This window comes from Dietzia massiliensis, from assembly GCF_018390595.1.
GTDB lineage: Bacteria > Actinomycetota > Actinomycetes > Mycobacteriales > Mycobacteriaceae > Dietzia > Dietzia massiliensis.
This window is the reverse complement of sequence record NZ_JAHBAV010000220.1, coordinates 1-431: the sequence shown is the minus strand read 5'-3', so window position 1 is coordinate 431 and position 431 is coordinate 1. Positions and strand designations below refer to the sequence as shown.

Below are 431 nucleotides of genomic sequence, written 5' to 3'. Positions count from 1 at the left end.
GGAAGGCATGTTGCGGGTCCTGCGCGATCGCCGCTTCCTCACCTATGTCCTGACACTGACCGGTTATTACATGCTGGCGGTGCAGGTGATGCTGATGATGCCGATCGTGGTCAACGAAATCGCCGGTTCACCGGCGGCAGTGAAATGGATGTATGCGATTGAAGCGGCGCTGTCGCTATCGCTGCTCTATCCGCTGGCGCGTTGGGGAGAAAAACACTTCCGGCTAGAGCAGCGCCTGATGGCGGGCCTGTTGCTGATGACGCTCAGCCTGCTGCCGATCGGTCTCGCCACCAGCTTGCAGGGGGTCTTCACGCTGATCTGCTGCTTCTATCTGGGATCGATCATCGCCGAACCGGCGCGCGAAACGCTGAGCGCTTCGCTGGCCGATCCGCGTGCGCGCGGCAGCTATATGGGCTTCAGCCGCCTCGGCC

1 protein-coding gene is annotated in these 431 nt (G+C 61.9%); it reads left to right on the top strand.

The window, feature by feature from the left end:
• Window positions 1-431: hypothetical protein (locus KHA85_RS20335; RefSeq protein ID WP_213186689.1), on the top strand; the 431-nt coding region annotated here is incomplete at both ends.